The sequence below is a fragment of the Kitasatospora sp. NPDC001225 genome, assembly GCF_053597855.1.
Genome location: NZ_JBSFJC010000006.1, coordinates 23,931 through 47,669, shown reverse-complemented (window position 1 = coordinate 47,669; position 23,739 = coordinate 23,931). Strand labels below are relative to the sequence as shown.

At 73.9% G+C, this 23,739-nt stretch carries 22 protein-coding genes; 14 read left to right on the top strand and 8 right to left on the bottom strand.

The window, feature by feature from the left end; genetic code table 11:
• Positions 1 to 147: 147 nt before the first annotated feature.
• Positions 148 to 1,413 (bottom strand): helix-turn-helix domain-containing protein, encoded by a 1,266-nt coding sequence (locus ACWDCZ_RS03295; protein ID WP_449815119.1) that lies wholly within the window; start codon positions 1,411 to 1,413, stop codon positions 148 to 150.
• Positions 1,414 to 2,230: 817 nt separating this feature from the next.
• On the opposite strand from ACWDCZ_RS03295, the gene ACWDCZ_RS03290 reads away from it, so the two are divergent.
• Positions 2,231 to 2,683 carry a GatB/YqeY domain-containing protein gene (locus tag ACWDCZ_RS03290; RefSeq protein WP_049658244.1) on the top strand — a complete coding sequence of 151 codons (453 nt, stop codon included), beginning with the start codon at positions 2,231 to 2,233 and terminating at the stop codon, positions 2,681 to 2,683.
• Between the two features lie 168 nt (positions 2,684 to 2,851).
• Here the strand turns inward: ACWDCZ_RS03290 and ACWDCZ_RS03285 are convergent, their stop codons facing one another.
• The gene (locus tag ACWDCZ_RS03285; protein WP_449815089.1) at positions 2,852 to 5,143 is read right to left on the bottom strand and encodes a transglycosylase domain-containing protein; all 2,292 of its coding nucleotides are present in this window, start codon (positions 5,141 to 5,143) and stop codon (positions 2,852 to 2,854) included.
• A 501-nt stretch (positions 5,144 to 5,644) separates the two neighbouring features.
• Here ACWDCZ_RS03285 and ACWDCZ_RS03280 point away from each other — a divergent pair.
• A complete protein-coding gene (locus tag ACWDCZ_RS03280) occupies positions 5,645 to 5,968 on the top strand; it encodes a WhiB family transcriptional regulator (protein ID WP_030240986.1) in 324 nt (107 codons plus the stop codon).
• 111 nt (positions 5,969 to 6,079) lie between these two features.
• Here the strand turns inward: ACWDCZ_RS03280 and ACWDCZ_RS03275 are convergent, their stop codons facing one another.
• Positions 6,080 to 7,249 carry an ArsA family ATPase gene (locus tag ACWDCZ_RS03275; protein ID WP_049656832.1) on the bottom strand — a complete coding sequence of 390 codons (1,170 nt, stop codon included), beginning with the start codon at positions 7,247 to 7,249 and terminating at the stop codon, positions 6,080 to 6,082.
• Positions 7,246 to 8,319, bottom strand: a complete 1,074-nt coding sequence (locus ACWDCZ_RS03270; RefSeq protein WP_117488530.1) for an ArsA-related P-loop ATPase — start codon at positions 8,317 to 8,319, stop codon at positions 7,246 to 7,248. The genes ACWDCZ_RS03275 and ACWDCZ_RS03270 overlap by 4 nt, the downstream gene beginning before the upstream one ends.
• A gap of 212 nt (positions 8,320 to 8,531) precedes the next feature.
• Between ACWDCZ_RS03270 and ACWDCZ_RS03265 the strand changes: the two genes are divergently transcribed.
• The 5 genes from ACWDCZ_RS03265 (at position 8,532) to ACWDCZ_RS03245 (ending at position 11,302) form a co-directional block, all read left to right on the top strand.
• A complete protein-coding gene (locus ACWDCZ_RS03265; RefSeq protein ID WP_158835332.1) occupies positions 8,532 to 8,690 on the top strand; it encodes a DUF4177 domain-containing protein in 159 nt (52 codons plus the stop codon).
• Entirely contained in the window at positions 8,687 to 9,154 is a 468-nt protein-coding gene (locus ACWDCZ_RS03260) for a RidA family protein (RefSeq protein ID WP_388044973.1), read from the top strand. Before ACWDCZ_RS03265 ends, ACWDCZ_RS03260 begins: the two co-directional genes overlap by 4 nt.
• Positions 9,155 to 9,269: 115 nt before the next feature.
• Positions 9,270 to 10,136, top strand: a complete 867-nt coding sequence (locus ACWDCZ_RS03255; RefSeq protein WP_449815088.1) for an NUDIX hydrolase — start codon at positions 9,270 to 9,272, stop codon at positions 10,134 to 10,136.
• 162 nt (positions 10,137 to 10,298) lie between these two features.
• Positions 10,299 to 10,472 (top strand): hypothetical protein, encoded by a 174-nt coding sequence (locus ACWDCZ_RS03250; protein WP_158077682.1) that lies wholly within the window; start codon positions 10,299 to 10,301, stop codon positions 10,470 to 10,472.
• Positions 10,469 to 11,302: an MBL fold metallo-hydrolase gene (locus tag ACWDCZ_RS03245; protein WP_449815087.1), complete on the top strand. Its 834-nt coding sequence runs from the start codon at positions 10,469 to 10,471 to the stop codon at positions 11,300 to 11,302. Before ACWDCZ_RS03250 ends, ACWDCZ_RS03245 begins: the two co-directional genes overlap by 4 nt.
• Positions 11,303 to 11,386: 84 nt before the next feature.
• Here ACWDCZ_RS03245 and ACWDCZ_RS03240 read toward each other — a convergent pair whose 3' ends face one another.
• Positions 11,387 to 12,061 carry a Crp/Fnr family transcriptional regulator gene (locus tag ACWDCZ_RS03240; RefSeq protein ID WP_030288117.1) on the bottom strand — a complete coding sequence of 225 codons (675 nt, stop codon included), beginning with the start codon at positions 12,059 to 12,061 and terminating at the stop codon, positions 11,387 to 11,389.
• Positions 12,062 to 12,370: 309 nt separating this feature from the next.
• Between ACWDCZ_RS03240 and ACWDCZ_RS03235 the strand changes: the two genes are divergently transcribed.
• From ACWDCZ_RS03235 to ACWDCZ_RS03225, 3 genes are all read left to right on the top strand, one after another.
• A complete protein-coding gene (locus ACWDCZ_RS03235; protein ID WP_449815086.1) occupies positions 12,371 to 14,011 on the top strand; it encodes an FUSC family protein in 1,641 nt (546 codons plus the stop codon).
• Between the two features lie 51 nt (positions 14,012 to 14,062).
• Positions 14,063 to 14,563 carry a MarR family winged helix-turn-helix transcriptional regulator gene (locus tag ACWDCZ_RS03230; RefSeq protein ID WP_049659810.1) on the top strand — a complete coding sequence of 167 codons (501 nt, stop codon included), beginning with the start codon at positions 14,063 to 14,065 and terminating at the stop codon, positions 14,561 to 14,563.
• 267 nt (positions 14,564 to 14,830) lie between these two features.
• Positions 14,831 to 15,964 carry a sensor histidine kinase gene (locus ACWDCZ_RS03225; protein ID WP_449815085.1) on the top strand — a complete coding sequence of 378 codons (1,134 nt, stop codon included), beginning with the start codon at positions 14,831 to 14,833 and terminating at the stop codon, positions 15,962 to 15,964.
• A 46-nt stretch (positions 15,965 to 16,010) separates the two neighbouring features.
• On the opposite strand, the gene ACWDCZ_RS03220 is transcribed toward ACWDCZ_RS03225, so the two are convergent.
• On the bottom strand, positions 16,011 to 18,551 hold the full coding sequence (locus ACWDCZ_RS03220; protein WP_449815084.1) for an FtsX-like permease family protein: 2,541 nt from the start codon (positions 18,549 to 18,551) through the stop codon (positions 16,011 to 16,013).
• Positions 18,552 to 18,761: 210 nt separating this feature from the next.
• Entirely contained in the window at positions 18,762 to 19,394 is a 633-nt protein-coding gene (locus tag ACWDCZ_RS03215; protein WP_380778627.1) for a response regulator transcription factor, read from the bottom strand.
• A gap of 123 nt (positions 19,395 to 19,517) precedes the next feature.
• On the opposite strand from ACWDCZ_RS03215, the gene nth reads away from it, so the two are divergent.
• The 4 genes from nth to ACWDCZ_RS03195 all read left to right on the top strand — a co-directional run bounded on the left by nth (position 19,518) and on the right by ACWDCZ_RS03195 (position 23,270).
• On the top strand, positions 19,518 to 20,411 hold the full coding sequence (nth, locus tag ACWDCZ_RS03210; protein WP_375876585.1) for an endonuclease III: 894 nt from the start codon (positions 19,518 to 19,520) through the stop codon (positions 20,409 to 20,411).
• Positions 20,408 to 21,181: an NUDIX hydrolase gene (locus ACWDCZ_RS03205; RefSeq protein ID WP_049652149.1), complete on the top strand. Its 774-nt coding sequence runs from the start codon at positions 20,408 to 20,410 to the stop codon at positions 21,179 to 21,181. Before nth ends, ACWDCZ_RS03205 begins: the two co-directional genes overlap by 4 nt.
• Positions 21,182 to 21,227: 46 nt before the next feature.
• A complete protein-coding gene (locus tag ACWDCZ_RS03200) occupies positions 21,228 to 22,415 on the top strand; it encodes a MarP family serine protease (protein WP_049652148.1) in 1,188 nt (395 codons plus the stop codon).
• A 153-nt stretch (positions 22,416 to 22,568) separates the two neighbouring features.
• The gene (locus ACWDCZ_RS03195) at positions 22,569 to 23,270 is read left to right on the top strand and encodes a metal-dependent hydrolase (protein ID WP_049652147.1); all 702 of its coding nucleotides are present in this window, start codon (positions 22,569 to 22,571) and stop codon (positions 23,268 to 23,270) included.
• A gap of 103 nt (positions 23,271 to 23,373) precedes the next feature.
• Here the strand turns inward: ACWDCZ_RS03195 and ACWDCZ_RS03190 are convergent, their stop codons facing one another.
• Positions 23,374 to 23,574 (bottom strand): hypothetical protein, encoded by a 201-nt coding sequence (locus tag ACWDCZ_RS03190; RefSeq protein WP_049652146.1) that lies wholly within the window; start codon positions 23,572 to 23,574, stop codon positions 23,374 to 23,376.
• Between the last annotated feature and the right edge of the window lie 165 nt (positions 23,575 to 23,739).

The following is a 23,739-nucleotide window of genomic DNA, read 5'->3' as shown; positions in this document are numbered from 1 at the left end:
TGAAGGGTTACGGGCCGGGAGGGCGGGCTATCAGGCGGGGGCGGCGGTCCGGTCCGGCCCGACCGCGGCGAGCTGACCCTTGCTCAAAAGCCCGTGCCGCCCGTGCCTGGAGCACTGCTCCAGGCACGGGCGGCACGGGGCCGGCCCTCAGGCCGGGATGGCGTTGACGTACTCGCGCATCATCCGGGGCACCCGGTACGCGTACTGGTGGCCGCGCTTCACCTGGACGACGGAGAAGTCGACCAGCTCGGCCAGCACGTCGAGGTTGCGGGAGGGCTCCCGGCCGCCGTCGACCGGCTGCTGCCGGACGTCGTCGATGGAGAACTCCTCGGGGAACCGGGAGAACCGTCTGAGCGCCCGGCGCTGCCGTTCGTCGAGGAGCCCGTACGCCCAGGCGAGGCTGCGGTGCAGCGAGCGGTGGTGGGAGAGCCCGCCGACCTCCTCCTGGCCGAGGATCGGGAGCACCCGGCACTCGTCCACCAGGACGTGCAGGGGCACCGAGCGCATCCGGACGGCGGCGTTCTCGATCGCGAGCGCCAGGCCGCCGAGGCGTCGGCAGAGCTCGACCACCTGCGGCATCTGGTCGCCGAGGTCGAGCGTCGGGACGACCGAGTGCACCCGGCGGCAGAACAGTTCGGCGGCGGGCGGGCAGCCGTAGGGGCCGTCCGGGTGGTCGACCGACAGCGGCGCCACCTCCCACAGGTCGGCCGGGACCCCGGCGGGCGCCCGCAGCGAGGTGATCATGATGTGGAGCGCCGGGTGCCGCGCCAGCAGTGCCCTGACCTGCCGGGCCACCGTGTCGATGAGGTGCTCGGCGTTGTCGACGACCAGCAGCAGCTGCGGCTCGGGGTCGGTCCGCGGGTCGCGGCCGACGCCCCGCAGGAGGGTGTCGAGCGCGCGCTGGGCCTGGGCCGAGGCGGCGGCGGGGTCGACGGCCTCGGGGGTGACCGAGCCGAGCTCCAGGACCGCGACGCCGTCCCGGAAGCGGTCCAGCAGGTGGGCGGCGGAGTCCAGCGCCAGCCGGGTCTTGCCGACCCCGGCCGGTCCGGTGAGCACCAGCGGGCGGCCCGGCCGCAGGGCGGTCACGACGTGCAGCAGGTCGGCCTGGCGGCCGACGGTGACGTCCGTCTTGGGCCGCAGCCCCTGCCACCGCGCGTTGTCCGGGAGTTCGGCGACGCGGACCGGCGGTCCGGGCTCCGGCCGGGCGGGCAGCAGCCCGGCCGGGGCGCCCGCCTGGACGGCGTGGGAGAGCAGGGGGTCGTCCCGGTTGGTCGCCGCGGAGAACAGCGCGCCCACCAGGAGTTCCACGGAACTGCGCCGCGGATTCCTGATGGCGCCGGTTTCCAGATTACGAATGGTGCGGACGCTGACGGTGGAGTGTTCGGCTAATTGCTCCTGGCTCCATCCGACCATCTTCCGTTGGGTTACCAACATCGAGCGAAGCTGATTGTTGTCCATTCCCCCGCGCTTCCTGCTGTCGTGAGCAGAATAAAAGTCAGAAATCAGTGCGCCGTGGTGCGGCGCCAATCACTCCGAAAAACGATCGCCGTCGGCCGTCCGGCGGAGCGCAGGCGTGAGCACCCGCGCGGACCGGGACCGCAGGGCGCCCGGGCCGCAAGGTGTCAGGGTTGCAGGGCGCCTGGCCGGCAGTGTGTCAGTGCCGTGGAATAATGAATCGGGGACGTGGTGACGGTTTGTCGCGGCTGATCGTGGCGGCCTTCGGCGATGATTCGGGGATGATTCGACGGTGAGGTGACCGCCGCCTTCGGGCTGCTCGGGCGACGCGCGAACGAGTGTACTACGCGGACTATTTTCGGCGAAGCGGTCGCAGTGTTCGATGTACCCCTGCGGAACCGGCAACTTCGCTCCGGAACAGGCAGTTCTCGGCATTTCGGCCGAGAATGTGCGGGCATTATCGGCCACCTTGGCCGAATCCCGTCGTCCGTTCCCGGCCGGGGGCATCGATTGTTCACGGACTCGACCGCCGCCCGTTCCCGGGCCGGACCGTTTCCCTGACCGTTTCCCGGGCTGCTTCCCCGGCTGCTTCCCGGGTCGGCCGGCTACCGCCCGCCCCGCCGCGCCCACAGCCGTCAGCGGGGCGGCAGCGGCGCGCCGACGGGCGACGGTCGGGCCGTACTTGTCGGGGATACTCGTTCAACTGCGGAAACCCCGGTGGATGCCCACGGGAAACCGGTTGAGCCCACCCACAGCCGAAGGATAAGAAGAGGAAATGACAACGCTCAAGGAGCAGCTGCACGAGGACCTCACGGCTGCCATCAGGGAACGGGACGAACTGCGCTCGTCCACCATCCGGCTCACGCTGTCCGCCGTCACCAGCGAGGAGGTGGCGGGCAAGCAGAAGCGCGAGCTGTCCGACGCCGACGTGCTGAAGGTGATCGGCCGCGAGGCGAAGAAGCGCCGGGAGGCGGCCGAGGCCTTCGGGAACGCCGGCCGGACGGAGCAGGCGGCCCGGGAGCTGGCCGAGGGCGAGGTGCTGGCGGGCTACCTGCCCAAGCAGCTCTCCGACGAGGAACTGGCCGCGATCGTGGCGGCCGCCGTGGCCGAGAGCGGCGCGACCGGCCCCCAGGCGATGGGCGCCGTCATGAAGCTGGTGAAGCCCAAGGTCGACGGTCTGGCCGAGGGCAGCCGGGTCGCCGCCGCCGTGAAGGCCGCCCTGGTCTGAGCCGCGGCTCAGACCAGGGCCCGCCCCGGGGCCGTCCAGGGTCGAACCCCGGGCGGCCCCGGCCCCGCCCCCTGGTGCCCCGGCAGCACGCCGAAGGGGCGCCCTCCGCACTGGAGGGCGCCCCTTCGTCATGTTCCGCGGCGCGGGTCACCCCGCCGGGAGGGCGGGTCAGCCGTTCCCGTTGCCGCCGCCGTGGCGGCCGCCGTTCCCGTTCCCGGGGCCGGGCGGGAAGGTGAACCCGCCGGGGAAGCCGCCGGGCAGCCCGCCGGGCAGACCGCCGGCCTGGTTGCCGGGCAGCCCGCCGGGCTGGCCCGGGTTGCCGCCCTGCTGCGGCGGCGGGGGGTTGCCGGCCGGCGGCTGCTGGGCGTTCGGGTCGGTGGCCGGCGGGGTGGTGCCCGGCGGGGGAGTGACCGGCTGCGGGTCCGGGATGTTGGCGGTCTGGATCGGCTCCACGGGCGTGCCCTTGAGCGCCTGGTTCATCGCCAGCTGCCAGATCGGGCCGGGGCCGTCGGCGCCGAAGACCTCGGGGAAGTACTTGCCGCCGATGGTGATGTTCTTCATCTTGACGCCGCCGGCCGGGCCGCCGAGCCAGACCGAGGTGGCCAGCGACGGGGTGTAGCCGCTGAACCAGGCGGCCTTCTTCTCGTCGGTGGTCCCGGTCTTGCCCGCGATCTTGCGGCCGTCGTCGAGGCCGAGGGAGGCCGCGGTGCCCTTCTCGGTGACGTTGAGCAGGACGGCGTTGAGCGAGTCGGCGGTCTGCTCGGAGAAGGCCTGGCTGCACTGGGACTGCGGGACGGGGACGTCCTTGCCGTCGACCGTGGTGATCTTGTTGATCGCGATCGGGGTGCAGTACTTGCCGCGCGCGGCGAAGGTCGCGTAGACGTTCGCCATGGTCAGCGGGGAGAGCTCCAGGGTGCCGAGGACCATCGAGGGCACCTCCTGGAAGGCGTCGCCCTTGGCGGACTGGGTGATGCCCAGCTTGTTCGCCATCTGCTTCATCGCGCAGAGGCCGACCTGCTGCTCCATCTGCACGAAGTAGGTGTTGACCGAGCGGGCCATCGCCTCCTTCAGCTGGTACGGCCCGACCTCGCTGTCCTGCTCGTTCTTCACCGTCTCCTTGGGCTTGACGGTGTTCTTCCAGGTGCCCGAGCAGGTGGACATCTGGGGGTACTCGATCTTGTTCTCGGACGGGAACGCCTGGGTGTTCGACATGCCCGACTCCAGCGCCGCCGCGGCCAGGATCGGCTTGAAGGTCGAGCCGGTCTGGAAGCCGTTGCCGCCGCCCATGGCCGCGTCCACGTTGAGGTTGACGACGGTCTGGTTCTTGTTCGGGTCCAGGCCGTACGGGCGGGTCTGGGCCATCGCCAGGATCTTGCCGCTGCCCGGCTCCATCATGGTCGCGGCGGCCGACACCGGGTCGGTCACGTTGACCTTCTTGGTGACGGCGTTCTGGGCGGCGGCCTGCTTGTCCGGGTCCAGCGTGGTGTAGATGTTCAGGCCGCCGGTGTTCCACAGCTTCTTGCGCTCGTCGGCGCTCTTGCCGAAGGCCGGGTCCTGCTTGACCACGTGGCGCACGTAGTCGCAGAAGAAGCCCATGCCGGCCTGGGCGGTGATGCAGCCGTTCTGCGGGTCCTTGTACTTCAGACCCAGCGGGGCGGCCTTCGCCTCCTTCGCCTGGTCGGCGGTGATGTGCTTGTTCTCCAGCATCTTGTCGATCACGACGTTGCGGCGCTTGAGCGTGTTCTCGGGGTAGCGCACCGGGTCGTACTGCGACGGGTTCTGGACCACGCCGGCCAGGGTGGCGGCCTCGGCGACGGTGAGGTCCTTGTTGCTCTTGCTGAAGTAGCGCTGGGAGGCGGCCTCGACCCCGTAGGCCTGGTGGCCGTAGAAGGTGATGTTGAGGTAGTTGGTGAGGATCTGATCCTTGCTCAGGTCCTCCTCCAGCTTGATGGCGACCTTGAGCTCCTGGATCTTGCGGCCCAGGGTCTTGCGCTGGGCCTCCAGGACGGCCGCCTGGTCGTCGCCGGCCTTCTCCACGTTGACGTTCTTCACGTACTGCTGGGTCAGCGTGGAGGCGCCCTGGGAGGCGGTGCCGCTCTCCGCGTTCTTGCTGATCGCCCGGAGGACGCCCTTGAGGTCGACGGCGCCGTGCTCGTAGAAGCGGGCGTCCTCGATGTCGACCTGGGCGTGCCGCATGAACGGCGACATCTGGTCCGCGGTGATGACGGTGCGGTCGCGCTCGTAGACCTTGGCGATCAGGCCGCCCTTGGCGTCGAAGATCTGCGTCGCCTGGGTGAGCGGCGGGGTCTTGAAGTCGTCGGGGATGTTGGCGAAGCTCTCCGCCGTGTCCTTGGCGGTCAGCCCGATGGCGCCGACGGCGGGCAGGGCGAGGCCTGCCAGCAGGACTCCGGAGAGCACGCTGACGCCCAGGAACTTCACGCCGTTGCCGGCGTGCTCCATCGGGGATCCGCCGGTCCGGCCGCGCGGAGCTCCGGTGTTGCCTGGGGGCTGGGATGCCTGGGGGCGCTTCGGTGCCATGGGGAGAACCCTACGTCGCGGATTCCCGCACACCGGGGCAGGTGTTCGCCTAGGCTTGTCACAAGCTTGCGACAGCTTCGGTGCGTCAACATCGTTCACTCTTGTGGGCGAGAAGACTTGCCCGAATTACCCGCTGATGTCCGGGTTTTGAGGCAGCTGTGGCCTGCTGTGCCGGTGTGGTCGGTCGCACTCAGTGACGACTCCTGTGGCGAGAGTGGGGGTTCCGCTCTTGGCAAGGTGTGCGACCTGCGATCACTCCAACGAGTGAGCTGATCGCCACCCATAGTCCAATTGGGTCATTCGAGATTGAGCCCGAAGGGGCTGTTGCAAGCTGTCGTTCTTCCGTAACGTCCTCAACTGGCAACGGTGAATATGCCGTTGCCGCCGTGGGGGAGCCTCGATACGGGAGAGGACGGCGCCGGCATGGGCTGGGTTGACGACTGGAGTGCGCAGGCCGCCTGCCGCACGAGTGATCCGGACGAACTGTTCGTCCAGGGGGCGGCACAGAACCGCGCGAAGGCGGTGTGCAGCGGCTGCCCCGTCCGGACCGAGTGCCTCGCGGACGCCCTGGACAACCGGGTGGAGTTCGGGGTGTGGGGCGGGATGACGGAGCGCGAGCGCCGGGCGCTGCTGCGCCGCCGCCCGACCGTCATCTCGTGGCGGAGGCTGCTGGAGACGGCGCGCACCGAGTACGAGGAGTCCCTCGCGACCGGGGTGATACTGACGGACTACGCCCAGGCGGGCTGAGCCCGGCCGCACCACGCGGCCCGGGCCGGTCGGCCCCGCGGACGGGGGGCCGAGCCGCGCAGGGCCGGTGACCGCGCCGGGTTGTACCGCCGGGGTCGGTGACCGCGCGGGCTAGACCGCGCCGTTGAGCCGGTCCCCGATGGCCCGCAGCCCGTCCAGGTCGTGCACGTCGCCCGGCAGCGCTGGCACCTCCACGATCGGCACGTCCGGGTACACCGAGACGAAGCGGTCGCGGGTACGGCGTTCGCGCCCCATGATCTGCATCCGCTCGGCGTGCAGCCGCAGCAGCCCGGCCGCGAGCAGCTCGGCCTCGGGCGAGGCGTGCTCCGAGCCGTTCTCCTCCAGGGCCTCGGCGGCCGCCAGCGCCCGTTCCGCGGTGAGCTGCGGTGCGCCCGTGCCGTGCACCCGGTTGAGCACCAGCCCGGCCAGCGGCATCCGGTCCGCGGCCAGCCGGTCCACGAAGTACGCCGCCTCGCGCAGCGCGTCCCGCTCCGGCGCCGCCACCACCAGGAACGCCGTGCCCGGCGCCTTGAGCAGCTGGTACGTGCGGTCGGCGCGCTCCCGGAAGCCGCCGAACATCGAGTCCATCGCGCTGACGAAGGTCTGCACGTCGGTGAGCAGCTGGGCGCCGAAGATCTTGCCCAGGGTGCCGGTGAGCAGGCCCATCCCGGCGTTCAGGAAGCGCATCGCGCTGCGGCCGCCGACCTTGGCCGGGGCGGTGAGGATCCGGATCACCCGGCCGTCCAGGAAGGACCCGAGCCGGTTGGGCGCGTCCAGGAAGTCCAGCGCCGAGCGGGACGGCGGGGTGTCCACGACGATCAGGTCCCACTCCTCGGCGGCGCGCAGCTGCCCGAGCTTCTCCATCGCCATGTACTCCTGGGTGCCGGCGAAGCCGGCCGACAGGGACTGGTAGAAGGGGTTCTCCATGATCGCCCGGGCCCGTTCGGGCTCGGCGTGGGCCAGCACGACCTCGTCGAAGGTCCGCTTCATGTCCAGCATCATGGCCTGGAGCTCGCCGGTGCCGTTCACCCCCTTGACCACCCGGGGGGTGTTGTCGAGCTCGGTCAGGCCCATCGACTGGGCGAGCCGGCGGGCCGGGTCGATGGTCAGCACCACGACCTTGCGGCCGCGCTCGGCCGCCCGCAGGCCGAGGGCCGCGGCGGTGGTGGTCTTGCCGACGCCGCCGGAGCCGCAGCAGACGATGATCCTGGTCTTCGGGTCGTCGATCAGCTCGTCCACCGCGAGCCGCCGTCCGGTGCTCCGCACCCCGTTCGAGGTCATGCCGCCCCCTGCCGCTTCAGTTCGCCCGCCAGCCGGTACAGCCCGCCGAGGTCCACGCCCTCGCCCAGCAGCGGCAGTTCGTACGTCGGGAGCCGCAGCTGCTGGATGTCGGCGCGCTGCGCGCGCTCCAGCTCGACCCGCTCGGAGTGCTCCCTGGCCTGTTCCAGCAGCGGGTCGAGCAGCGGCTCCACCGCCGCCCGGACCTTCTCCCCGGTGCGGGTGCGGCCGCCGAGTCCGGCCTCGCCGAGCGCCAGGGCGACCTCCTCGCGGTGGTCCCCGTCCACCGCGGCCACCGCCGCCGCGTCCAGCACCGGCGGCCGGACCATGTTGACCATCACCCCGCCCACCGGGAGCCTCGCCTCGCGCAGCTCCTCGATGCCGTCGACCGTCTCCTGCACCGGCATCTCCTCCAGCAGGGTGACCAGGTGCACCGCGGTCTCCGGCGACTTCAGCACCCGCATCACGGCCTGCGCCTGGGTGTGTATCGGGCCGATCCGGGCCAGCCCGGCGACCTCGGCGTTGACGTTCAGGAAGCGGGTCAGCCGCCCGGTCGGCGGGGCGTCCATCACCACCGCGTCGTAGCGCCGCCGGCCGTCCGGGTCCTTGCGCCTGGTCGCCTCGCAGGCCTTGCCGGTGAGCAGGACGTCCCGTACGCCGGGTGCGATGGTGGTGGCGAAGTCGACGAAGCCGACCTTCTGGAGGGCCTTCCCGGCCCGGCCGAGCTTGTAGAACATCTCCAGGTACTCCAGCAGCGCCAGCTCGGTGTCGATCGCCAGCGCGAAGACCTCGCCGGGCCCGCCCTCCGCGGCCGGCAGCCCGAGCTGGGCGCGGGAGACCGAGGCGATCCGGCGCTCCTCGTACGGGAGCGCGGCGATCCCGAAGAGCTCGGCGACGCCCTGCCGGCCCTCGACCTCGATCAGCAGCACCCGTCCGCCGTCGGCGGCGAGGGCCAGGGCCAGTGCCGCGGCCAGCGTGGTCTTCCCGGTGCCGCCCTTGCCGCTGACCACGTGCAGCCGGACGCCCTCCCAGTCGGGGTCGCGCCGGGCCGCCTGGCCGGGGGTGCGTGCCACGCTCCGTCTCCGTCCGTCTCCGTCCTACGGGCGTCCCCTCCTGACGAGGGTGCCCCTCGCCAGGGTGCCCTCCCGCGAGGGTAACCAGGGAGCGCACCGGATGCCCGGAGCACCTGGGCCGTCAGGCCGGATCATGCCCTGTTTGTGCCCCACCTCACACGCCTCGCGGCGGGCGGCGCGGATCGCCGCGACGGCTCGTCTAGAGTCTGGCCATGACCAAGTGGGAATACATGACGGCGCCCCTGCTGGTGCACGCGACCAAGCAGATCCTGGACAACTTCGGCGAGGACGGCTGGGAGCTCGTCCAGGTCGTGCCCGGCCCGAACCCGGAGCAGCTGGTGGCCTACTTCAAGCGGGAGAAGAGCGCATGAGCCGGGTCGAGTCGAAGCTCGCCGAGCTGGGCCTGACCCTGCCGGAGGTGGCCGCCCCGGTCGCCGCCTACGTCCCGGCCCTGCGGACCGGCGACCTCGTGTTCACCTCCGGCCAGCTCCCGGTCGTCGGCGGCAAGCTGCCGAGCACCGGCAAGGTCGGTGCCGAGGTGTCCCCGGAGGAGGCCAAGGACCTCGCGCGGATCTGCGCGCTGAACGCCCTGGCCGCCGTGAAGTCGGTGATCGGCGACCTCGACCAGGTCGAGCAGGTCGTCAAGGTCGTCGGCTTCGTCGCCGCCGCCCCCGACTTCATCGGCGTCCCGGCCGTCGTCAACGGCGCCAGCGAGCTGCTCGGCGCGGTGCTCGGTGAGGCGGGCGTGCACGCCCGCAGCGCCGTCGGCGTCGCGGTGCTGCCGCTGGACTCCCCGGTCGAGGTCGAGATCCTGGTGCGGGTCAAGAGCGCCTGAGCGTGATCACGGAGGCGGGGCCGGGCTCGTCCGGCCCCGCCTCCGTGGTGCCCGGGTGGGCCCGATCCACTCGTGAGCCTGGCGGGAATCGTCGGGCACGCCCTAGCATCCGGGCATGGACCATCGAGCGACGACGCTGCCGATGCCGCCCGGCTGGCCCGCCCGGATCCGGGCGGTCGAATCCGGCGCGGTGACCCCGCCGGTGCCCAGGGCCGCCGCGACCGTCGTGCTGCTGCGCGACGCCACCGAGGGGCCGGAGGCCTACCTGCTGCGCAGGCGCACCTCGATGGCCTTCGCGGCCGGGATGTACGCCTACCCGGGCGGCGGGGTGGACCCGCGGGACGCCGAGGTCGAGCCGGGCTGGGCCGGTCCGTCGCCCGAGGAGTGGGCCCGGCAGCTCGGGGTGGACGCCCGGACGGCGCGGGCGGTGGTCTGCGCGGCCGTCCGCGAGACCTTCGAGGAGGCCGGCGTGCTGCTGGCCGGCCCGGACGCCGACAGCGTCGCCGCGCCGCGCGACTGGTCCGCCGAGCGGGCCGCGCTGGAGGCCCACGAGCTGTCCTTCGCCGAGTTCCTCCGCGACCACGGGCTGGTGCTGCGCAGCGACCTGCTGGGCGGCTGGGCCCGCTGGATCACCCCGGAGTTCGAGGAACGGCGCTACGACACCTGGTTCTTCGTCGCCGCGCTGCCGGCCGGCCAGCGCGCGGCCCTGGAGGTCGGCGAGGCCGACCGGGTCGCCTGGCTGACCCCGGCCGAGGCGGTGCGGGGCCACCGGGAGGGCCGCTACGGCATGCTGCCGCCGACCGTGACGGTGCTGCGCGAGCTGTCGTCGGTACGGACCGCCGCCGAGGCCCTGGCCGCGGCCGCCGACCGCCCGCTGGCGCCGGTCCTGGGCCGGGCCGAGGTCCGCGGCGACCGGCTGACGGTCCGCTGGCCCGGCTACGAGGAACTGACCATCGACGGGGAGTTCCCCGAGGGGTCCTGAGCGTTCCACCGACGGGGACCGGTCGTACGAGCCGTACGGCCGGCGCGCTCCGCACGACCTGCACGACCTGCACGACCTGCACGACCTGCACGACCCGCACCACCCGCACGACCCGCACGACCCGACCTTGCCGTACCGACGCAGAGAAAGGACCGACGCCCGATGACCCACGACGACGTGGCTCGCCGGACGGCACCCGAGCTGCCCGCCCGCCGCCTGAACCCCCGTGACCTCGCCTGCGACAGCCAGGTCCCGTTCGTCGAGGTGGCGCAGCGCGCCCTCGTCCGGGCGCTGCCGTTGCGGGCCCTGCACCGGCACGTCGGAGGCGGTCGGTGAGCGGACTCCTGCCGGGCGACCCCGCCGCCGCCGTCGGCGGCGAGGCCACCCCTCGGGCGCTGTGCGTGCTGGCGCCGAACCCGTCGCCGATGACGCTGGACGGCACCAACACCTGGCTGCTCTCCGAGCCGGGCTCGGACCTCGCGGTGGTGATCGACCCGGGCCCGCTGCACGAGGGGCACCTGCGCCGGGTGGTCGACCTCGCGGAGGAACGGGGCAAGCGGATCGCGCTGACCCTGCTCACCCACGGCCACGCCGACCATTCCGAGGGCGCGGCCCGCTTCGCCGAGCTGACCGGGAGCGAGGTACGGGCCCTGGACCCGGCGCACCGGCTGGGCTCGGAGGGCCTGGTCGGCGGTCAGCGCCTGGACGTCGGCGGCCTGGACCTGCGGGTGGTGGCCACCCCGGGGCACACCTCGGACTCGCTGACCTTCCACCTGCCGGACGACGGCGCGGTGCTCACCGGCGACACCGTGCTCGGCCGCGGCACCACGATGGTCGCGCACCCCGACGGCCGGCTCGGCGACTACCTGGACTCGCTGCGCCACCTGCACACCATGGCCTCCCGGCACGGCGTGCGGACCGTGCTGCCGGGCCACGGCCCGGTGCTCGCGGACGCGCTCGGCGCCGTCGACTACTACCTGGCCCACCGGGCGTCGCGGCTCGCCCAGGTGGAGACCGCGGTCGAGGCGGGCTGCCGGAGCGCCTCCGAGGTGGTCGCCCGGGTCTACGCCGACGTGGACCGGGCGCTCTGGCCGGCCGCCGAGCTGTCGGTGCGGGCCCAGCTGGACTACCTGGAGGAGCACGGGCTGATCCAGGGCGCCGACTGACCCGGTGGACGCGTAGGGCCCGGTGAACGCGGAAGGGCCCGTCCGATCCGGACGGGCCCTTCCGCGTTCGCGGGTTCGCTGGTGTCAGCGCGAGCGGCGCGACAGCCGCTCGACGTCCAGCAGGACCACCGCGCGGGCCTCCAGCTTCAGCCAGCCGCGGCCGGCGAAGTCGGCGAGCGCCTTGTTGACCGTCTCACGGGAGGCGCCGACCAGCTGGGCCAGCTCCTCCTGGGTGAGGTCGTGGGCGACGTGGATGCCCTCCTCGGACTGCACGCCGAACCGGCGGGAGAGGTCCAGCAGGGCCTTGGCGACGCGGCCGGGCACGTCGGAGAAGACCAGGTCGGACATCACGTCGTTGGTGCGGCGCAGGCGGCGGGCGATGGCCCGCAGCAGCGCGATGGAGACCTCGGGGCGGGCGTGCAGCCAGGGCTGGAGGTCCCCGTGGCCGAGGCCCAGCAGCTTGACCTCGGTCAGCGCGCTGGCGGTCGCGGTGCGCGGGCCCGGGTCGAACAGCGACAGCTCGCCGATCATCTCGCTGGGGCCGAGCACGGCGAGCATGTTCTCGCGGCCGTCCGGGGAGGCGCGGTGCAGCTTGACCTTGCCCTCCGCCACGACGTACAGCCGGTCGCCCGGGTCGCCCTCGTGGAACAGCGACTCCCCACGGGCGAGGGTGACCTCGGTCATGGAAGCGCGCAGCTCGCCGGCCTGTTCGTCGTCGAGTGCCGCGAAGAGTGCGGCGCGCCGCAGAACGTCGTCCACGTGCTTCCTCCTTCTCGGCCGTACGGCGGGTGGGCCGTCCGGCGCAAGTTCCGTTCAGTGTTCTGCATCACCAAGCATGGCGCATGTCGCTCCGATCATATGAGGAGGGGGTGTGTCGGGGTGTGCCGTGCGGGGCCATTCGTACCGGCGGACCACGGGTCGGGCCCGGGAACGGGAGGCCTCCGGCGGTTGTCGGTCGAACTCTTGTCCGTCCGACTCGAACAGGGAATCGCCCTCGCCGTGCGGGTGTCCGGTGCGCGGCACCGCGGACATATGTTTCACGGATAAATTACCTGTTAATCTTTTTGCATGGTCACCACCGCCCAGTTCCGCCAGGCACTTCGGGTCGGTCCGGCCGGGGACGGCTGGCACAAGCCCGCGCTCAGCGCCGTGGTCACCCTCGGCGCGCTCAACCTCACCCTGCTCGGCCTCGGCCGGCTCGACCTCGCCCTCTACACCTCGGCCGGCGGCCTGGGCGCGCTGTACGGGCACGGCCTGCCGTACCGGGCCCGGGCCCGGATGCTGGTCGGCGTGTTGCTCGGGACCGTGCTCAGCACCGGTGCCGCCCTCACCGCCGCCGCGCTGACCCGCGACGCCGCCGTCCTGGTCGCGGTCGCGGCGGTGCTCGCCGCCCTGCACAAGCTGCTCTGCGACGCCGCCCGGGTCGGCGCGCCCGGCAGTCTGATCATCACCTTCACCTCCTCCAGCTGCGCCTTCGTCCCGCAGCGGCTCGGCGAGGTCCCGCCGCACCTGGCGCTCACCGCGCTCGGTGCCGCACTGGCCTGGCTGGTCTGCATGGCCCCGGCCCTGGTGCGCCCGTACGGGCCCGAGCGGATCGCCACCGCCCGCGCCCTGGAGGCCGCGGCCCGGCTGCTGCGGACCGATCCAGGCCGGCCGGACGCCGCCGCCCGTACCGCCCTGGTCGGCGCGGTCGAGGCGGCCCGGCAGAGCCTCGCGCTCTCCGCCCCGGCCCGGCGGCGCGCCCTCGGCGACGCGCCCGAGCGGCTGCTGGTGCGTGCGGAGGCCGCACTCGCCGGCCCGGCCCGGCCCGAGGACGCCGGGTGGTACCTCGACCGGGCCCGCGAGCTCCGACGCGGCCGCCCGCTGCCGTCGCCCGACCTCACCGAGGCGGAGGCGGCGGAGACGGAGGCCGCGGCCGCCCGCCGGCCCGGCCCCCGGCCGCCGCTGCGGCGGGCGCTGCGACCGGGTTCGGCGCTGCTGCCGATCGCGCTGCGGGTCGCGGTCGGCTGCGCCGCCGCCGGGTGGCTCTCGCTGGCGCTCGGCGTCGGCCGGCCGTACTGGGCGGTGGTCACCGCCGCCTCGGTGTTCCAGGCCAACAGCACGCTGTCCTGGCAGCGCGCGCTGCAGCGGGTGCTGGGCAACCTGCTCGGCCTGCTGCTGTTCACCGCCGCGCTGCCCGTCGCCCACTCGGGCCCGGTGGCGCTGATCGGGCTCGGGCTGCTCTGCCAGTTCGGGGCCGAGGCGACGATCGCCCGCAGCTACTGGCTGGCGACGGTCTTCGTGACCCCGATGGCGCTGCTGATGACGGAGTTCGCGGGCCCGCAGCCGGCCGGGACGCTGGTCGCCGACCGCTGGCTGGACACCTGCGTCGGCGCGCTCACCGGCCTCGCGGCCTGCCTGCTGGTCACCAATCGCCGCACCGCCACCCGGCTGACCCACGCCCTGGCCGGAGCCGAGGCCGCCGGCCACCGGGCCCTGGCCGCCGTCTCCGCCGTCTCCGCCGCGAGCGTCCCGGAAGCGCGCGCCGCCCGCACCGGCCTCGCCGCCGCGCTGCTGGAACTGCGCGAGGCCACCGACACCGCCGCCGGCGAGTGGCGCCGCCCCGCCCTCCCGCACCAGCGCGCCGCCGCCACCGAGCAGCGGTCCCACCACCTGCTGGCCGCCCTGCTGCAACGCCGGGGCCGAGGGGACCAGCCGGACACGCCCTAGGATCGACAGGGTCGAAGCCGACCGGCAGGCCGCAGAACGGGAGCAGCACGCGTGGAGGACGTCGTCGCAGGTGTGCTGCGCCAGTGGGAGCGGGCCTACCCGGGGCTGGACACCGGTCCGATCGCCGTCCTCGGCCGGATCAACCGCTGCGCCGCCCTGCTCCAGCAGACCCCCGACCCGCTCACCCGGGCCGGCCTCACCCGCGCCGAGTTCGACATCCTCGGCGCCCTGCTCCGCCTCGACCGCGAGCTGACCCCCACCCAGCTCGCCCGGGAGAGCTTCGCCTCCGGCGCGGCCGTCACCAAGCGGCTGCGGCTGCTGGAGGAGCGAGGCCTGGTCAGCCGCCGCACCGACGACCGGGACCGCCGGGTCGCCCACCTCGCGCTCACCGAGCAGGGCCGCACCCTGGTGGACGGGCTGATCCAGGAGCTGGTCGCCCACGACCGCGCCCTGCTGGCCGGCCTCACCCCCGCCGAGCAGGACCGGCTCGCCGAGGCCCTCAGCGGCCTGCTGAACAGCCTGGAGGGGACGATCGGCCGCACCCCGGGCTGAGCCGACGGGGCCCCGGCTGCCGGCTCGACGGACTCCGACGAAGCGTCAACGGCGCTGCTCCGGTGGGAACGTATGCTCGCGGTGCGGTGTACGGGGGCGCGTCGGGTACGAAGCGGGCTCCGTACGTCGCGTGCGGCGTGTCGAGTCGTCTACCGGGAGCTCCCCTTGGGCCACAGCGCGGACCGAACCGGCGGCGATCGTCTCCGGCCGAAGCGCCCGGGCGGCTCGGCCGACCCCCTCACGCGGCTCACCCGGGGCATCGTGGTCATGACCGCCGTCGGCTTCTGTGCCGCCTCGGCGGTGGCCACGGTCCGCAACCACGACGGTCTGGCCTACCAACTGCCCGCCGTCGCCCTCCTGTTGGTCCTGCTCGGCTTCCAGATCGGGCACGCCGGCCCGTGGCGCCTGGCGCGGCGCTGGTGGCCGTGGAGCCTGGTCGCCCACGGGGTGCTCACCTACCTGCCCTTCCTGCTCCTCGACGGGACGTGGGTCGGCATCCCCGGTTCGTTCGCCGGATCGGTGCTGCTGACCGTCGCGGCGCCGCGCTCCTGGGCGCTGGCCGCCGCGCTGGTGGTCGCCCAGTACCCGCTCTGCGCGGCGCTGGGCGGGAACACCGGCCAGTGCGTCAACGCGTCGGTGTCCATCGTCGTGGGTGGCATCGTGGTGTACGGGATGGCCCGACTCGCCGACCTGATAACCGAGTTGCGGGCGGCCCGGACCGAGCTGGCCGAGCTCGCGGTGGACCGGGAGCGGCTGCGCTTCGCGCGCGACCTGCACGACCTGCTCGGCTCCAGCCTCTCGGTGGCGGCGCTGAAGTGCCAGCTCGTCGAGCGGCTGGCCGCGGAGCACCCGGAGCGGGCCCGCGCGGAGCTCGCCGAGGTGCTGGCGCTGGTGCGGCAGGCGATGGCGGACACCCGCCGGCTCTCCAGCGGCGACGTCCGGATGTCTCTGGCGCGGGAGGCGCGTTCGGCGGTCGCGGCGCTGCGGGCGGCCGGGATCGAGGTCGAGGCCGACCTGGACTGCGAGGGGCTGCGGCCCGAACTCGACGCGGTGCTGGCCACCGTGCTGCGCGAGGCGGTCACCAACCTGCTCCGGCACAGCACGGCCCGGCGCTGCGGGATCCGGGCCGGCCGGGACGACCTCGGTACGGTGCGCCTGGTGGTCTCCAACGACGGCGTTCCGGACGAAACCGGCGACGTGCAAGGCGAGTTGGGCGATGGTCCGGACGAGCCCGGCGGCGTAGCGCGCGAACCGGGCGGCGGGCGCGGCATCGGGAACCTCACCGAGCGGCTGCGGTCGGTCGGCGGCCGGCTGACCGCCGAGCGGGACGGAGCGGGCTGGTTCCACCTCGCGGCCGTCGTCGAGGCCACGCCCGCCCGGTCGGCCGCCCGCGCCGCCTGACCGCGGTCCGCCTGCCCGGTACGGCCGACAGGTCCACGCGGCCCGGTTATTCGCGCATCCCCATCGCCTCGGTCGGCTCCCGCCGCAGGGCCAGCCAGGTGGTCAGCAGGACGGTGCCCGCCCCCAGCAGCGCCGCCCCGCCCAGCACCGCGGCCACCCAACTCCCGGGCGGCGCGGGCCAGGCCGGGCCGCCGAGCGCCAGGCCGACCGGGACCAGGACGGCGGCGGTGACCGCCGCGCCGAGGAGGAGCGCCACGGCGACCGTGATCCCGCCCTCCCAGGCCATCATCCGCAGCACCTGGCGGCGCGTGGTCCCCACCATCCGCAGCAGCGCGAACTCGCGCAGCCGTTCGGACGTGGCCATCACCATGGTGTTGACGACGGAGATGGCGGTGAACAGGCTGATGACGCCGAGCAGCAGCCGGGCCACCGCGGTGGCCGCCTCCTGCTGGTGCCGGCGTGCCGCGTCGTAGTCGGCCCGGTCGCTGATCCGGGCCATCGGGTAGGCCGGGGTGAGCCCCTGGAGTTCCCGGGTCACCTGCCCGGGGTCGGTGCCGGGGGCGGTGCGGACCAGTACGGTCGCCGCGAGCAGGTCCGGCAGGTGGGCGGCGGCGAATCCGGTGGGCAGCAACGCGTCGGCGAAGCGGTCCTCGCGCTCGTAGACGGCCGCCACCGTGGCGGTGCTGTCGCTGCCGTCATCCCAGCGGATCCGGACCGGGGTGCCGACGCCGACCTTGAGGCGGGAGGCCGTCCGCCGCCCCAGGGCGATGCTCTCGCCGCGCAGCCGGTCCAGCGAGCCGGCCGTCACCCCGGGGTCGAGCAGCTGTTCCAGCCCCTGCGGGTCCACGATCCGGGCGTCCGCCCCGGCGACGCCGCCGCCGTCCGCCGCGGAGCCCGAGGACACCATGACGAAGCCGGGGACCAGGCCGCCGGCCGCCGCGACGCCGGGCAACCCGCGGACGGCTTCCGTGAACTCCGTCGGCAGTCCGATGCCCCTCGCCTGGGCCACGTGGTCGGCCAGCAGCCGCCGGCCCTCCTCGGCGGCGCCGGCCTGCGCCTTGACGACCGGGACGAGCAGCATGCTGCCGTTGAAGGCCACCGCCAGCACCAGCGGAGTGACGGCGGCCGCGAAGCGGCGGGGCTGGGCCCGCAGGGAGGCGGAGGCGAGGAACCCCGCGACCGGGAAGAGCAGGCCCACCGGCCCGCCGATCACCACACCGGCGACCCGGCCGATCAGCGGCCCGAGCAGGGCCACCCCGAGCAGCAGCGGCACCACCATGCCCTCGGCCGTACCGGCCCCGTCGCGGCCGCCCGTCGAGTGGGCCAGCACCACGCCGCAGACGGCGAGCGTCGCCAGCCCGAGGCCGGCACGGAGCCGGCCGATCCGCGGCGGCGGCGCGGAGGCGTCGCGCAGCGCCCGGGTGGGTTCGACCCGGGAGGCCCGGCGCGCGGCGGCCCGGACGGCCAGCTGGGCGGTGACGACGGTGCCGCCGAGGACGACCAGTGGGGCGGTCGGCCCGATGTGCAGCGGCACGTCCGGGCCGACCACCCCGCGGTCGACCAGTACGCCCCGCAGCAGTGCGGCGAGGCCGGTCCCGGCCGGGAGGCCGACGACCGCGGCCGCGAGGGTCAGCAGCAGCGTCTCCAGCGCGATCATCCGCCGCACCTGCCCGGTGGTGGCGCCGACCGCCCGCAGCAGGGCCATCTCGCGCAGCCGCTGCTGGACGGAGAGCGCGAGCGCCCCGGCCACCACGAAGGTCGAGACGAGCAGCGACAGGACGCCCATCGTCCCGGCGAGCGAGGAGAGGGCGTCCCCGGGCCCGGACGTGCCGGTGAGCTCCAGCTCGCCGCGTTCGTCGCCGGTGTGCACCCGGGGCCCGGACCAGTCCGCCTCGCCGTCGCGGGCCCGTGCCTCGGCGAGCGCCCGCCGGGCCTGCCCGGCCAGCGCCCGCAGGTCGGTCCCCTCCGTGACGGTGATGCCGATCGCGTCCGCGCCGGTCGTCGTCCCGGCGAGCCGGGCGGCCTGCCCGGGGCTGAAGAAGAGCGCACTCTGGCGGGACAACTCCCTTGGCGGCGCGGCCAGTCCGGACACGGTGTAGTCGCGCGGCACCCCGGTGGTGGCCAGCCGTACGGTGCCGCCGGGCGCGACCCCGGCGCGGGCGGCCGTCGCGGTGTCGAGGACCACCTCGTCCGGTCCGGCCGGGGCGCGGCCGGAGGCCAGCCGGAACGGGGCGAGGGCGGCGCTCGTCCAGGAGTGCCCGAGCGAGGGGCCGCCCTGCGGTCCGGACAGGACCCGCCCGTCGGCGGTGGCCACGGCCGCCGGGAAGGAGAGCTCGGGGAGGGCGGCCGAGACGCCGGGCAGTTCGGCGAGTGCGCCGGTCAGCGGTCCGGCGTCCGGGAGGCGATGGCCGTGGCCGATCACGAGGGGGGCCGCGGCGTACCGTTCGGTCGGGGTGCCCGCGCGCAGGCCGGACTCCAGCAGGACCCCGCAGGCGGTGGTCAGGACCAGGGCGCAGAGGAGCGCGGTGAAGGCGCCGGCGAAGCCCGCCTTCCGGGCCCGTACCGTCCGCCAGGCCAGCTTCAACACGTGGCTCAGCCCCCCGCCGGTACGCCCTCGATGACATTGCGAGCCTAGCTCCGGGCGCTTCGGACGGAATTCCCTTCGTTGACGAAGGAAGGCCTCGGTGAGCCGCGCCGTGGGCCGTCCACGGCCGGATCCATGGGAAACGCACGCCCCGTCGCCCCGTCGCCCCGTCGCCCCGTGGATCCAGTGACCCGACGCCTCCGGGTCGGCGGATCACCGGGAACGATCCGGACCCACCGTCGGCAGCCAGCCCATCTCCTCGGCGATCCGGATCGCGTCGACCCGGCCGCGGCCCCCGGTCTTGGCCACCGCGGCGGCCAGGTGGTTGCGCGCGGTGCCCGTCGAGACGAACAGCCGGGCGGCGATCTCGCTGACGGAGTCCCCCCGCGCCGCGAGCCGCAGGACCTCCGACTCCCGGGGCGTCAGCGGGTTCTCCCGGGTGTCCAGGGCGGCCAGCGCCAGCTCCGGGTCGACGACGCGCTCACCGGCGGCCACCTTGCGGATCGCCGCGGCCAGCTCCCGGGCCGGGGCGTCCTTCCCGAGGAACCCGAGCGCACGGGCGGAGAGCGCGGCGCGCAGGTGGGCGGGTCGCACCAGTCCGGTGAGGACCAGCGTCCGGCAGCCGGGGAGCTTCTCGTACAGTTCGGCGGCCGCCCGCAGCCCGTCCAGTCCGGGCAGGTCGATGTCGAGCACCGCGACGTCCGGGCGCACCTCCAGGGCGGTCGGCACCACCTGGTCCCCGCGCTCCACGTCGGCGACGACCTCCAGGTCCTCCTCGTACGCGAGGAGGGCCATCAGCGCGCCGCGCACCATGCTCATGTCCTCTGCCAGCAGGACCCTGATCATCCGCACACTCCCCCTGTCAGGTGACGGCCACGGGCGGAGTTCATTAGACAACAGGCCTTGCCAGGGCGGGTTTCCGTGCTTGATCGGCCCCGAGCGGTCCTCCGGTCGGCGTAGCCTTCGTGCATGGCAGAGAGCAAGGTCCGGAAGGCCGCGGCGAAGAAGCCGGTGGCGAGGACGGCGGCGGTGAAGACGGCGGCGGTGAAGCCGAGGAAGCCGGAATCGCACCTGGCGATGGTGCGGCGGGCCCGGCGGATCAACCGCGAGCTGGCGGAGCTGTACCCGTACGCGCACCCGGAGCTGGACTTCGAGAACCCCTTCCAACTGCTGGTGGCCACCGTGCTGTCGGCGCAGACCACCGACCTCCGGGTGAACCAGACCACCCCGGCGCTGTTCGCGAAGTACCCGACGCCGGAGGACATGGCGGCGGCGAACCCGGAGGAGCTGGAGGAGGTCATCCGCCCGACCGGATTCTTCCGGAACAAGGCGAAGTCGCTCATCGGCCTGTCGATAGCGCTGCGCGACGAGTTCGGCGGCGAGGTCCCCGGTCGGCTGGCCGACCTGGTGACCCTGCCCGGCGTCGGCCGCAAGACCGCCAACGTCGTCCTCGGCAACGCCTTCGGGGTCCCCGGCATCACCGTGGACACCCACTTCGGGCGGCTGGCCCGCCGGTTCGCCTGGACCACCGAGGACGACCCGGTGAAGGTCGAGGCGGCCGTCGCCGAGATCTTCCCGAAGTCGGAGTGGACGATGCTCTCGCACCGGGTGGTCTTCCACGGCCGCCGGATCTGCCACTCCCAGAAGCCCGCCTGCGGCGCCTGCCCGATCGCGCCGCTCTGCCCCTCGTACGGCGAGGGGGAGACCGACCCGGAGAAGGCACGCAAGCTGTTGAAGTACGAGATGGGCGGCCAGCCCGGGCAGCGGCTGCGGCCGCCGGCCGACTTCCCCGGGGAGGCGGCCGCCCGTGCGGACGCCGCCGTCCACCACGGACAGGTCGCGGACCTGGCGGTGGACGCGTGAGCGGGCGGTGCGGGCACCCCGGGCCGGAGGCCGGGGGAGTCGCGCGGGGCATCGAGCTGGACGGGCTGCCGGCCTGGCTGGAGCCGGTCCGGGAGGCGGCCGAGCGGGTGATGCCGGAGCAGCTGAGCCGGTTCCTGCCGCCGGCCGAGGGCGGCCGTCCGGCGGCCGTGCTGATGCTGTTCGGCGAGGGGCCGCAGGGCCCGGACCTGCTGCTGATCGAGCGGGCCCGCTCGCTGCGCTCGCACGCCGGGCAGCCGTCCTTCCCGGGCGGCGCGCTGGATCCGGAGGACGGCGACCCGAACGGCCCGGGCCCGATCGCGGCGGCGCTGCGCGAGGCCTGGGAGGAGACCGGCCTGGACCCGGCCGGGGTGCAGGTGTTCGCCGAGCTGCCCCGGCTGTACATCCCGGTGAGCAGCTTCGTGGTGACCCCGGTGCTCGGCTGGTGGCGCGAGGAGTCGCCGGTGCGCCCGGTGGACGCGGCGGAGACCGGCGCGGTGTTCCGGGTCACCGTCGCGGAGCTGGCGGACCCGGAGAACCGGGTGCGGCTGCGCCATCCGTCCGGGCACGTCGGGCCCGCCTTCGCGGTCGCCGGGCGGCTGGTCTGGGGCTTCACCGCCGGGGTGATCGACCGGGTGCTGCACCACAGCGGCCTGGAGCTGCCCTGGGACCCGTCCAAGGTCGTCGACCTGTCGGACGAGGCGCTGGCCCTGGTCCAGGGCGACCTCGAACACTCCCGGGTGCTGCCGGGCGGCGACGCCGACGCTTCGTGACGGGCCGCCGGCGCGTCCGGCGCGCGGGCCGTGGGAGGGTGTCCGAGTGAACGTCCTGGATGTGCTGCTGATCGCCGCGGCCGTGGCATTCGCCGTGTCGGGCTACCGGCAGGGCTTCGTGGTCGGCGTGCTCTCACTGGTCGGCTTCCTCGGCGGCGGCCTGCTCGCCGTCGAGCTGCTGCCGCTGCTGCTGCTCGACCACATCGGCCCCGGCACGACGGCCTCGGTGGTGGCCGTGGTGGTGGTGATCGTCCTCGCCGCGATCGGCCAGGCGGTCACCGCGCACTTCGGCTGGAAGCTGCGCGGGCACATCGGGCGCCGTCCGGCCCGGGTGCTGGACGCGAGCGGCGGCGCGGTGGTGAACGTCGTCTCGATGCTGCTGGTGGCCTGGCTGATCGGTTCGGCGCTGGCCGGGGCGTCGCTCCCGACGGTCTCCAAGCAGGTCCGGTCCTCGGCGGTCCTCGGCGGGGTGCAGAACGCGCTGCCCGACGACGCGCCGAACTGGTTCTCGGACTTCTCCAAGGTGCTCGCCCGCAACGGCTTCCCGCAGGTCTTCAACCCCTTCGAGCACGAGCCGATCACCCAGGTCGACAGCCCCGACCCCGCACTGGCCGGCAGCCCGGCGGTGGCGCGGGCCCGGCAGAGCCTGGTCAAGGTGGTCGGCACGGCGACCTCCTGCGGCAAGACCCTGGAGGGCAGCGGCTTCGTCTTCGCCCCGCACCGGGTGATGACCAACGCCCACGTGGTCGGCGGGGTCAACGAGCCGACCGTGCAGATCGGCGGCGTCGGCCAGCTGTACGACGCGACGGTGGTCCGCTACGACTGGCAGCGCGACATCGCCGTCCTGGACGTGCCCAAGCTGAACGCGCCCCCGCTGGCCTTCGCGGGCGAGGCCAGGACCAACGACAGCGCGATCGTGGCCGGCTTCCCGGAGAACGGCGCCTTCAACGTCCAGCCGGCCCGCATCCGCGGCCGGATCCAGGCCAACGGCCCGGACATCTACCACCGCGGCCAGGTGGTCCGCGACGTCTACTCGGTGCGTTCGCTGGTCCGGCAGGGCAACAGCGGCGGACCGCTGCTCACCCCGGACGGCGAGGTGTACGGCGTGGTCTTCGCCAAGTCCCTGGACAGCGCGGACACCGGCTACGTGCTGACCGCGGCCGAGGTGCGCGAGGACGCCGTGCAGGGCGGCGCCGCGACCGCCCGGGTGGACACCCAGGGCTGCGCGCTCTGACCGGGGGGCCGGAGCCCGGGGAGTCGCGCCGGGCCGGAGCGGCCGATATCCGTCGCTCCGTCAGACGGCCCTGGTAGCCTCGGCCGCGCTCACCCGTTCGGCTCAACCGGGCGCCGTCCCGGGGTGGGCCCGACAGGAGGTCGTGGCAGTCCGATGATGGGTCACTCGCACGCGGTGAGCGGGGCGATGCTGTACGCGGCCTCGGCCCCCTTCCTGCCCCCGCTGCTGCTGCACACCACCCTGCAGCCCGCGGACATACTGATGGGCACGGTGCTGTGCGCGGGCGCGGCCCTGCTGCCGGACCTCGACCACCACGACGGCTCGATCGCCAACTTCCTCGGTCCGGTCTCCAAGATGCTCTGCCGGTTCGTGGCCTGGATCTCCGGCGGCCACCGGCACGCCACCCATTCGCTGCTGTTCGTCGCGCTGATGGGCGCCGGCACCTGGGCCGGGGTCACCTACCTGGGGCGCTACTTCACCCTCGGGCTGACCTTCTTCCTGCTGGCGCTCGCGATCCGGGCGCTGCGGCTCTGCCCGCCGGGCGACGGCCCGGAGGCGTGGATCACCGTCATCGGCCTGGCCGCGCTCGGCACCTTCGGGATGAACACCTGGATGCCCAACTCGCCCGGCTGGCTGCCGTACGCGGTGGCCCTGGGCACGCTGGCGCACCTGCTCGGCGACTGCCTGACCAAGAAGGGCGCGCCGCTGCTCTGGCCGCACAAGGAGCGCTACGAGGTCGTGCTGATCAAGCGCAGCGGCAACAGCGTCGAGACCAAGGTGCTGGTGCCGATCATGTCGGTGGCGACCTTCGTCCTGCTCTGGTTCACCGCGCTGTCGCCGACGATCGTGAACTGAGGCGACGGTGTCTGTGACGACGGTGAACTGAACGGGCCTGTCGGGCCCGCCGGGCGCTTCCGGCGCCCGGCGCACCGGCCGATGGTGGACGCGGCGCGAGGCCTCAGGTCTCGCGCCGCAGTCGTGCGCCCACCCAGCGGGCGCGCCGGCCGAGGATGCGGGGGATGCCGAGCTGCCGCCGCTCCGTGCGCTGACGGCCGTCGGGGCCGTCGAAACCGAGGTCGTCCGCCCGGTCGGGCCGGTGGGCGGAGCGCTGGGGGCTGTTGTGACGTCGGCCGCGCGGGGCGCCGCCGCTTTCGGGCATCCAACTCATACCGGAAGGGATGCCCCTGGGCCGGTGGAGGTAACCGCCCGGGCCTCGCCGAAATTGGCCTATGCGGTTGTCATATGAGCGTAAAGATGGGGGAGTTGGGGCCGATGGCCCGCCCCGTGGACCGCACGTGCGGCCGTGCCCCCGGCTGGTGCAACC